We start from the raw sequence: 9452 nt of genomic DNA on the forward strand, positions 1-9452 counted from the left end.
ATGATCGCCTTATGGATTCGTTAAAGCCGGTTCAGGACCTCGCGGGTCTTTTTGGGAATGTCGTTGAAGTCGGTAACCACGTGGGCGCCCACTTCTTTCAAGCGTTTGACTTTGTCCTCGTAGGAGCCCCGGCCGCCTTCGACAATGGCTCCGGCGTGGGAAAACCGGGTGCCGGACTTGGCCGCCGCGCCGCCGATGTAGGCCACCACCGGTTTGGTGATGCGGCCCTGCTCGATGAGATCCGCCACACGCTCTTCCTGGGTGGTGCCGATTTCGCCGAACATGACCACGGCACGGGTGCGTTCGTCCTCCTCATAGGCTTTGATCACGTCGGGGTGCGGCGTGCCCACCACCGAGTCTCCGCCCACGTGGATGATGCGGCTCTGGCCGATCCCGGCCTGGGACAGGTAGTACGAGATGGCCGATGTGATGCCTCCGCTGCGGGAGGTTACCCCCACTTCCCCGGGTTTGAACCATTCCCGGGCCGCCTGGGCCCGGCCGCCGATCATGCCCAGCACCGCCTCGCCCGGAGTGATCATACCCAAGGTGTTGGGGCCGACGAAATCGGCGCCCTTTTCTTCGGCTTTCTTGGCGATTTCCAGGACGTCCCACACAGGGACCCGGTCCGGCACAATGACCAGCAACTTGATTCCGGCGTCCATGGCCTCGATGGCCGCAGCCTTGCACATGGCGGCCGGAATGAAAATCACGCTGGCGTCAATGGGACCCTCTTTGTCAACGGCCTCGGCCACACTGTCGTACACCGGGATGCCGTGGACGCTCTCGCCAAAGCGGCCCGGAGTGACGCCGGCCGCTACCTGGGTGCCGTAATCTTTCATCAATTGGGCCCGGGCCTGTCCTTCGCGCCCCGTGATCCCCTGGATGAGCACGCGTGTATTCTTATCAATCAGTACGGACATGGTACTATTAACTCCCGCTGGAGAGGGCCTCGTCCAGACCCTCGATGGGCAGATGGATGTACAGAGCCTTATTACCCTCGAATTCACAGGCCAGTTCACAGGCGAGACACTCGGTGCAACGGCCCTTGGCCGCCTGTTCCGGGTCTATGGCCAGGACGGGGCGATCCTCGTCCAACTTTAGGATTTCAGCCGTGCAGGCCTTGATGCAGGGTTTGGTGTTGCAGGCGGCGCAGCGGTCGTGGTCTATGCACAGCCGGCCGGTCATGGTTTGGAAGTGGTAGTTGTAGGAGTCCGGATCCGGCGCAGGTCGCCCGGCCGGCTTTGCGGCTTCGTAGTCCCAGTGGTCCACCAGTTCCCTGAGCCTTCGGGCGCAGTACAGGGCCGAGGTGTCCCGGCCGTAGGCCTCGACCTTGGCGGGGAGATCGGCCGTATATCGCTCGAGGATCTCGATGGCCTCCTCCTCGAAGTTGCCTCCGATTCGAACCACGGCCGGCAGATGGAGCCCCACTTCGCGGAAGGCTTTGACCAGGCCCCGGGCCGAGTGAAACTGCTCCTGACTGGCCACGCCGGAGCCCGAGGCAAAGTAGCCGTCGATGTTGTTCTGGGAAAGGATGATCCTGGCCGCACGATAGACCTTGGCCGCCGAGGGGTTGCCGCTGGTGTCGCAGAAATTGGCGATCTTGAACCCCACTTGATGCAGCGCGTCCATGGACATCATGGAGCCGCCGCCGCCTGCGCCGTGAAATCCCACGTAGCCGGAACGGGGAGCGAAGTCCCGAGCCATCTCGAGGAAATAGAACGTTCCCCGGTGGTCCTTGGCCTCGACCTGGTAGGACACTTTCTCCCGGTCGGTGGCCGGACGGTCGAATTCGCGGGCGATTTCAATGCCCAGTTCGGGATGGCGGAACACAGCGTAGTCGTCAACGGCCATGTGACAGTCCGCGGCCAGAATCCGGCCCTGACGCGTGATGACCAGCGGGTTGATCTCGGCCGAGCGGGCTTCGTTTTTGCGGCAGATGTTGTAGAAAGCCACCAGGGCTTTGGCAAGATCGGCCTGCAGCTTTCCGCGAATGTCCAGCCTGCGAAGAAGATCGCGGGCCTGGTGACCCTGAAATCCCCACAGGACGTCCACGGTTTCCCGGACCACTTTGTCGGGATGCTCGCGCGCGATTTCTTCGATGCCGCTGCCGCCCAGACTCGAAAACACGATGATCGGCGCCTTGGCCGCGTCGTCCATGACGAGGCCCAGGAAAAGCTCCTGCTCGATATCCAACCGCTCTTCGACCAGAACCTCCCGGATCTTGAAGCCTTTGATGGAAAGGCCCAATAGCGCTTCAGCCTCGATTCGGGCCTGGTCCGGGGTGTCGGCGAACCGTACGCCGCCGGCCTGGGCCCGGCCGGTGATCCATGCCTGAGCCTTGACCACCACCGGACCGACCAACTCGGCCGCGATCTCCGCGGCCTGCTGCGGGTCGGCAGCCGTTCGGCCCCGGGGGACGGGCAATCCGCCTTTAGCCAGCAGTTCCTTGCTCTGATATTCGTAAAGCCTAGCCATGGCTGAATACTCCTTGAAAAATCAATCTTCTCCCCAGCGCCGGCCTTCGGATGTGAAAACCACCGATGCCCGGCGGGGCTCGAAGCAGCAACAGGGTCGGACGCAAACGATCCTCACCCCGCTGGCCCTCTGAGGGCCGATGTTCAATAAGGTTCCCAGCGCCGTGGTCGAGCCTCCCAGGCCCAACGGACCGGCGCCCGAGCGGTTGACCCGCTCCGTGATCCAGTTCTCCCATTCGTTTTGCTTGTCGAGGCTTCCTTTCTTCATGGCCTCGAGCATCAGGGCCGAAGCCTCGAAATGGCTGCGGCCCACTCCCACGGCCAATACAGCGGGGGTGCATCCCAAACTGCCCACTTCGGCCGCGATCCAGTCCGCCGCTTCTCCCAGGACCCTCTCGGCCGAGCGCCGGTGAAACACGCGGTGCGTCTTCGCCCGGATTTCCGGACCGCCGCCCAACAAGAGCACGGTAATGCTCCATTCGGAGCCGGCAACCGGGTTGATCAGCAGGGGGGCGGGCAGCATCCTGGCCGGGTCGTCGTGCAGGCCTTGGGTCTGCTCGATGCGGGCCTGATCGTCCCCCCTGACCGCCATGGGACGGCCGGGCATGAGACGCAAACCTTCGGCCACCCCCTCCTTGACGGCGCTCAGCCAATGTGCAGGCAGAACCGCTTCCTGGCCCAGATCTATGAACACATGGGGGATACCGGTGTCGTCGCAAAGGGGGAACCCGCTTTCTTCGGCGACTCGAGCATTCTCGAGTATTCCCTCGATCACCCAACGGGCTCGGGGGTCGCTTTCCAGAGCCAAAGCCCTCCGGTAGGCGGCCGTCTGATGCGCCCGGAAACCGGTGCCCGCGCGTACGAGGCAACGGGCCGTGGCTTCCCGGATTTGTTCGAAATCAATCATGGTCACGCAGCCCGCCCCGTCTTCAGGGACTCGAATAGATTTTCACCGTGGGCAATGGCTACAATAGCCGGAAGAGCCGTCACCTCGAGTTCGAAAAAGGCTTCCATGCCTTCCTCCGGAAAGGCGGCCACCCGTTTGCTCAAAATGTTCCGGGAAAACAGGGCGGTTAGCGGCGGGGTAACGGCGAAGATCGAGTTGTACCGCTTCAAGGCGGCGGCCGTCTCGGCGCCCAGGGAGCCCTTGCCCAGATGGATCTTGACCCCGGCCCGGGACAGGGCCGGAATGCTCTGCTCGATCTCAAGTTTGTTGCTGGTGGTGGGCCCGATGCCGGCCGGCGAAACCGCGGTGTGAAAAATCAGCGATCCCTCGAGAGTCAGTCCCAGTTGGTGCAACGCGCCGGCCTCGAACATGTCGGCCAGTTTGGGCAGAACCGCGTCGCGGCCGCAGTAGATCCGTCCTTGAACCTCGATCAAATCCCCGACCTTCAGAGCGGCGATATCCTTTTCACCAATGGGCGTGGTTAGCCTGATGGGTTCCGTACTTCGCTCTGTTTCCATCAGATCGCCTCACCGCGGGTGGCTTGGTACTGTTTGAAGCGCTCGATCAGGCCCTCGGGTTTCAAAGTCTTGAGATCCGCCAGTTCATGGGCATAAACACCCTGTTCGATCTCTCCGAGCCTTTTGTCCAGTTGAGACCAGCGCGGCAGGTTTTTGCCCCGGACCCGCCTGAGCAGCAGGGCGATGTTGAACTGCGTCAGCTCGGCCGGGCAGCGGGCCGCACACATGCCGCACATGACGCATTCCACCGATAGCTCGTACACCGCTTCGAGATCGCCCCTTTTGGCCGCGGCGATGTAGTCCATGACCTGCAATTCCATGGGGCAGTTTTTGGTGCACGTGTTGCACGCCACGCAACGCATCAATTCAGGGTAGTACTCGGCAACGGCAAAGTCCTCGACCGGCCCCTTAGGGAGTGGAAATTGAGTTCGGTTGCCGGGAAGATAGGGGAGTTGAGTCAGGTACATGTCCGGCTCGACCACGGTCTGGCAGGCCAGGCCGGTCTTGAGGCGGAAATCGCCCTTTCGCCGATACACGGTCAGGCATGCCCCGCAAACTCCTCCCCGGCAGCCGCAGCCCCGTGTAAGGCCGAAGCCCGCGTATTCCAATGCTTTCAGGATGGTCAGTCCACGGGGCACGGCGTACTTTTTGCCCAGGATATAGACCTCGATGAGCGTAATGTTCTCTTTATCCATATCAGGATCCGGCGCGGTCACTGGCGTGACCCACGCTGGTGAGGGCCTTTTCAAATCGGTAATCCGGCAGCAGAATGGGACTTACGGTGTCGGAGACAATGCCTCTTTCCTTCAGAGCTTGTTCATAGGCGACTACATGATCGAGGCTCGGGCGTCCCATCCGGACCTCGGGCAGGACCGAGGCCGCGTGGTTTCCCGCCCGTCGACCGAAAACAAACACATCCACCAGGGAGTTGGCTCCCAGACGGTTGTGGCCGTGTACTCCTCCGGAAGCTTCGCCCACCACGTACAGGCCCGGCACGTCGGAACGGCCCCGGGCGTCGATGCGAACTCCCCCGTTTTGGTAGTGCTGCGTGGGGAAGACCAGGATGGGTTCGGTCACCGGATCGATGCCGTATTTGCGAAAACGGCCGGCAATGCCGGCAAAACGGTGGATAAAGGTGCCCGGACCGCCGATCAGGTCGATCAGAGGGGTATCCAGCCAAACGCCCAGCATGCCGGTTGGGGTGGTCACTCCGAGGCCCCGGGCATTGCATTCCCGGATAATGGCGGCGGACACCGCGTCCCGGGTCTCGAGGCGGTTCACGAAAACCACGCCTTCGGCATTGACGAGTTGGGCCCCCTGAGCCCGCAGCGCCTCGGATATCAACAATCCGAGCATCTGCTCGGGCCAGGCCGCGCCGGTGGGATGGTATTGCACATAACCGGCGTAAAGCAGAGCGGCTCCGGCCCGGTAGGCCATAATCAGCCCGTCGGCCGTGGCTCCGTAATGGTTGGATGTGGGAAATCCCAAGGGATGCAGCCGACCCATACCACCGGTGGCCAGAATGACGATCTTGGCTTTGACCACCCGATGGCGCCGGCTGTCGAAGTCGTACAAAACCGCTCCGGCGCATCGACCGTATTCGTCGAGGACCAGCTCCACCGCCGGACTGAACTCGAGAACCTCGATGCCCTGAGTGCGCAGTTCATCGCACAAGACCCGCATGATTTCCAGGCCGGTGAGATCTTTGATCGAGTGGGATCTTCTCCGCGAGTGTCCGCCCGGCATGTGGGCGAAGTAGGACCCGTCGTCCCGGCGGTCGAAGTTCACCCCCAACGAGCTGAGCCAGTCCAAGATGAAAGGCGCGTCATTGACCAGGGCCTCGACCAGTTCGGGCACATTCATGTGCCGCCCGCCCACCATGGTGTCCACGAAATGGATCGCGGGCGAGTCTTCCGGATGGGTGGCCGCCGCAATGCCGCCCTCGGCCATAATGGTGTTGGAATCGCCCAGGCGAAGTTTGGTCACCACCAGAACCCGGGCCCCGCGCTCGTGGGCGCTCAGGGCCGCACTCAGGGCTCCGCCTCCGCCGCCCACCACCAGGATGTCGGTCTCCAAATCGGGGTTGGTCAGGTCGAAGGCCGCCGGATCGATGCTGCTGGGAGACTCGAGCAGGGCCACCAATTCCTTGGGCGCGGTGTCGCCCTCGTTGGGACCCACCCGGATGGTCGTTTTTTCGGAAGAGCGGAAGTCGGGGTGAAAGGCCTTCAGGAGTGCTTCTTTTTCAGCAAACTCCATCTTGTCAAAAGAGGCCTCTCGCCGGTCCGCGCGGTTGGCGGCCAGTTTTTGCAGCGATTCCTGCATTTCTATGGGATAGCTCATACGTTCCATCGCGCCGGACCTTCCCGTGGGGGGAAGCCGGCCGGCATTTCAATGTAGATACAGAGGTCAGCAGCAGCTATTGGGTTTCGATCCTTGATCCATTCCACGCTCCGCCGCCGGCCGGGGGCTTTCGGGACCCCAAGGGGCCGGTTTGAAACCCGCCCCTGCACGATAAGCCGGCGCCGTCCCTCCGAACAGTTGTACCCTCTACGAGGGAACGGCCCCCTCATCAGTTGTATATATGTATAGACAAGTAATCATATACAGTCAAGTATAGTCAAGCGTCAAGTTCGACCGTTCATGCCCGTCCGGACCGGTCAAGCCCGGGAAGCACATCCGCGTATTCCGCCAAATCCAGTTCGATCAGGCGCCCTAACGTAGGCACTCCATCCGTGTCCCATCCCAGCATCTGGTAATAGGCCTCCCTGGAGCGGTGGAACGCTGCACGGTCTATGGCCACCCCGGCCAGAGGACCCTCGGTCGGGGCCGTGTGAAAGCGGGACGGAAGCCGGTCCTGCTCCGAGGTGAAACCTTCCCGCAAGTGAAAGAGACGACCCAGCGTGATGCCCCGTTCCACGGTCTTCATCAGACGCCAGTAGCTCATGGGCCAGCCGGTGACCGCCTGTACGGCCTCCACAATCTGTTTGCGGCTCCAGGGAACGAAAAGGCAAAGTCCCAGGATGTTGCCCAGGTGACGCCAGAGCCCGACCTGATAGAGCATACGGGCTTTTGCCGGACTGGTCTCGGTGGGCGGCAGGGGATGAGCCACATCCAGCTCGTCCCAGCCGGTCAGGTTCTTCGCCACCAGATCGTCGTGGATGCCGCTGCAATGGTCCGGCCCCGCCGGATTCACCGCGTAATGCAGGGCCATGCCCTGCTTCAGGCGCGGCTCGTGCATAGGTATCTCCATGCCTTTGACCTGCATGGCGTACTCGATGGCTCCCCCGCCGATCTTCTCCGCTGCGATCTTACTTCCCTCGGCCAACAGGTCGCCCAGCCCTTCCCTGCGACCGATCTTATCCACCAGGGTCAGCATGGCTTCCACACGGCCGAAACGGAGTTCCAGGCCGTCGGTGTCTGCCGGGCCGAGCAGTCCCCGCTCGAAACACTCCATGGCAAACGAGATGACCACCCCGGTGGAAATCGTATCGATGCCGAAACGGTTGCATAGCTCGTTCGCTTTGATCAGCGGCTCCACCTGATCGATGCCGCAGTTGACTCCCAGGGCGGTAAGAGTCTCGTACTCCGGCCCGCCGTAGGCCGGGTCCACGGTATAGGAGCCCGCCGCCGAGGCGATGCGTTTGCATTTCAGGGGGCACCCGAAGCACCCCTCCATACGTTTGACGTACTCGAGCTCGAACAGGCGTTGAGGCGCCAGATTGGCCGCTCCTGGAAAACTGCCGCCCTGAAAATTGCGCACCGGAATGTTCCCGCTCTGTTCGTACTGGATCATGGCTTTTCCGGTGCCGCAAGACCACGTGCCCGGTTTATTGCGGAAATTGGCGCCCATGAAGCGGGTCAATTCCTTGATCTTCTCCGGATCGGCCGGTTGAGGTCTGGCGGAACCCCTCACCGCCACAGCCTTGAGTTTCTTGGATCCCATGACGGCCCCCAGACCGCCACGGCCGGCTATGTGAGTGAGATCGTGGGCGATGCAGGAATAACGAACCAGCTTTTCGCCGCCCGGACCGATGACCGCCAGGCGGACCAGGCCGTCTCCCAACTCGGCGCGTACGGCGGTCTGCGTTTGGGCGGGCTCGAGGCCCCAGAGATGCGAGGCCGGACGGATTTCGCCCACCCCGTCATGTATCCACAGATACACAGGATCGTCCGAGCGGCCCTCGATCACCACAAAGTCAAACCCGGCCTTTTTGAGCTCCGCTCCCCAGTAACCGCCGGCCTCGCCTTCCAAGAAGGCGCCGGTGAGGGGGGACTTGGCCCCCACGCTATGCCGGCCGCTGCCCACCACGTGGTGGCCGGTCAGAGGGCCCAGGGCGAAGATCAGCTTGTTTTCCGGCCCCAGAGGATCCGCTCCGGCTTCTAGTTCCCGCAAGAGCACGTGGACGATGAATCCCCGGCCGCCCAGAAAACGACGGTAGAGTTCTTCAGGCCACGCTTCAGCCGTACACCGGCGTTCCGTGAGGTTTACCCGCAGAGTTTTTCCATTCAGACCGTGCATGTATCCTTACATCCGTTTCGGCTCCATGGAACGAGCCGATCTTTCAAATCCCGGCCACCTTGTTCAACAGCCTGATGGCGGCTTCGGACACGCGCTCGGGGGCTTCCATATGGGGGAAGTGGCCCACTCCGTCCAGAACCTCCATGGCTTTGGGGCACTTCAACCGCTTTTCCGTAGCCGCTACGTTTTCGGGTTTGCAGGACCAGTCTTCGCCGCCCGTGATCAGCACAACGGGGAACTCGATCTCCTCGATACGGTCCCGGATGTCAAAGCTGGTGTAGGCGCTCAAATCGCCCAGAATCACCTCGGCCGAACTTCTGAGCGCCTCGAGACCGATGAGTCTCTTACGCTCGGTGGAGGTTTTGGGACCGCACAAGGCTATGAAGTTGGTCTCCCAATAGTCGTACGTGTTGATGGTAATCAGATTCATCAGGTCGTCGGAATAGGAGACCGCGGTCCTGAGGGTCATGCCTGCCCCGTCCAGGGGTACGGCGGCCAGCACCTGGTCCGGTCGATTGAGTCCGGTCATCAGCACCCCGCCCCCGGACATGGAGTGGCCCATCAAGACCACCTTGCCCAGGCCCAGCTTGTCAATGATCGCGTTGAGATAGGCGGCGTAGTCCTCCGTGCGTTTTACCACGCCCCGGGGCGAACGCTCCGACTTGCCGTGTCCGGGCAGGTCCACGGCCACCGTTCGGAATTTCTTGGACAAAAAAGGCACGGCAAACCGCCAGGACATGGTGTCCTGAGCGGCGCCATGCACCAGGAGCATGGTCGTCCCCTCTCCCTCGACTTCATAGTAGATGCGCGTGTCCATTACTTCGCAGTAAGGCATGAGCTTTCTCCTGACGGCTTCATTGGCCGCGGGCGGTTTCGGTCAGGAACCACAAGATTTTCCAAAAACGGAAGGCCGTCACCTTGTCGCCTTCAACGGTAATGCGATTGAGCCTGAATAATCGATTGATCGTACCGATGTCCATCAGTTCCCGCCAGGC

At 61.9% G+C, this 9452-nt stretch carries 8 protein-coding genes; all 8 read right to left on the minus strand.

Annotated features, from left to right (window positions below; translation table 11 throughout):
- Positions 1-20: 20 nt before the first annotated feature.
- The 8 genes from HY788_12560 to HY788_12595 all read right to left on the minus strand — a co-directional run bounded on the left by HY788_12560 (position 21) and on the right by HY788_12595 (position 9292).
- Positions 21-920 carry a CoA-binding protein gene (locus tag HY788_12560; protein MBI4774989.1) on the minus strand — a complete coding sequence of 300 codons (900 nt, stop codon included), beginning with the start codon at positions 918-920 and terminating at the stop codon, positions 21-23.
- A gap of 7 nt (positions 921-927) precedes the next feature.
- Positions 928-2475 carry an acetate--CoA ligase family protein gene (locus HY788_12565; protein ID MBI4774990.1) on the minus strand — a complete coding sequence of 516 codons (1548 nt, stop codon included), beginning with the start codon at positions 2473-2475 and terminating at the stop codon, positions 928-930.
- Between the two features lie 21 nt (positions 2476-2496).
- Positions 2497-3381: a fumarate hydratase gene (locus tag HY788_12570; GenBank protein ID MBI4774991.1), complete on the minus strand. Its 885-nt coding sequence runs from the start codon at positions 3379-3381 to the stop codon at positions 2497-2499.
- Between the two features lie 2 nt (positions 3382-3383).
- Complete coding sequence (locus HY788_12575; GenBank protein ID MBI4774992.1) at positions 3384-3938, minus strand: fumarate hydratase C-terminal domain-containing protein; 555 nt, start codon at positions 3936-3938, stop codon at positions 3384-3386.
- On the minus strand, positions 3938-4618 hold the full coding sequence (locus HY788_12580; GenBank protein MBI4774993.1) for a 4Fe-4S dicluster domain-containing protein: 681 nt from the start codon (positions 4616-4618) through the stop codon (positions 3938-3940). Before HY788_12580 ends, HY788_12575 begins: the two co-directional genes overlap by 1 nt.
- A gap of 16 nt (positions 4619-4634) precedes the next feature.
- Entirely contained in the window at positions 4635-6278 is a 1644-nt protein-coding gene (locus tag HY788_12585; GenBank protein MBI4774994.1) for an FAD-binding protein, read from the minus strand.
- Between the two features lie 298 nt (positions 6279-6576).
- The gene (locus HY788_12590; GenBank protein ID MBI4774995.1) at positions 6577-8457 is read right to left on the minus strand and encodes an aldehyde ferredoxin oxidoreductase family protein; all 1881 of its coding nucleotides are present in this window, start codon (positions 8455-8457) and stop codon (positions 6577-6579) included.
- A 43-nt stretch (positions 8458-8500) separates the two neighbouring features.
- Positions 8501-9292 (minus strand): alpha/beta hydrolase, encoded by a 792-nt coding sequence (locus HY788_12595; protein ID MBI4774996.1) that lies wholly within the window; start codon positions 9290-9292, stop codon positions 8501-8503.
- Positions 9293-9452 lie beyond the last annotated feature (160 nt).

Source organism: Deltaproteobacteria bacterium (assembly GCA_016208165.1).
In the GTDB taxonomy this organism is placed as follows: Bacteria; Desulfobacterota; Desulfarculia; order JACQYL01; family JACQYL01; genus JACQYL01.

What these genes read in the sequence shown, in the direction of transcription:
- HY788_12560 (MBI4774989.1), bottom strand. Translation starts at nt 920, where the DNA reads ATGTCCGTACTGATTGATAAGAATACACGCGTGCTCATCCAGGGGATC.
- HY788_12565 (MBI4774990.1), bottom strand. Translation starts at nt 2,475, where the DNA reads ATGGCTAGGCTTTACGAATATCAGAGCAAGGAACTGCTGGCTAAAGGC.
- HY788_12570 (MBI4774991.1), bottom strand. Translation starts at nt 3,381, where the DNA reads ATGATTGATTTCGAACAAATCCGGGAAGCCACGGCCCGTTGCCTCGTA.
- HY788_12575 (MBI4774992.1), bottom strand. Translation starts at nt 3,938, where the DNA reads ATGGAAACAGAGCGAAGTACGGAACCCATCAGGCTAACCACGCCCATT.
- HY788_12585 (MBI4774994.1), bottom strand. Translation starts at nt 6,278, where the DNA reads ATGAGCTATCCCATAGAAATGCAGGAATCGCTGCAAAAACTGGCCGCC.
- HY788_12590 (MBI4774995.1), bottom strand. Translation starts at nt 8,457, where the DNA reads ATGCACGGTCTGAATGGAAAAACTCTGCGGGTAAACCTCACGGAACGC.
- HY788_12595 (MBI4774996.1), bottom strand. Translation starts at nt 9,292, where the DNA reads ATGCCTTACTGCGAAGTAATGGACACGCGCATCTACTATGAAGTCGAG.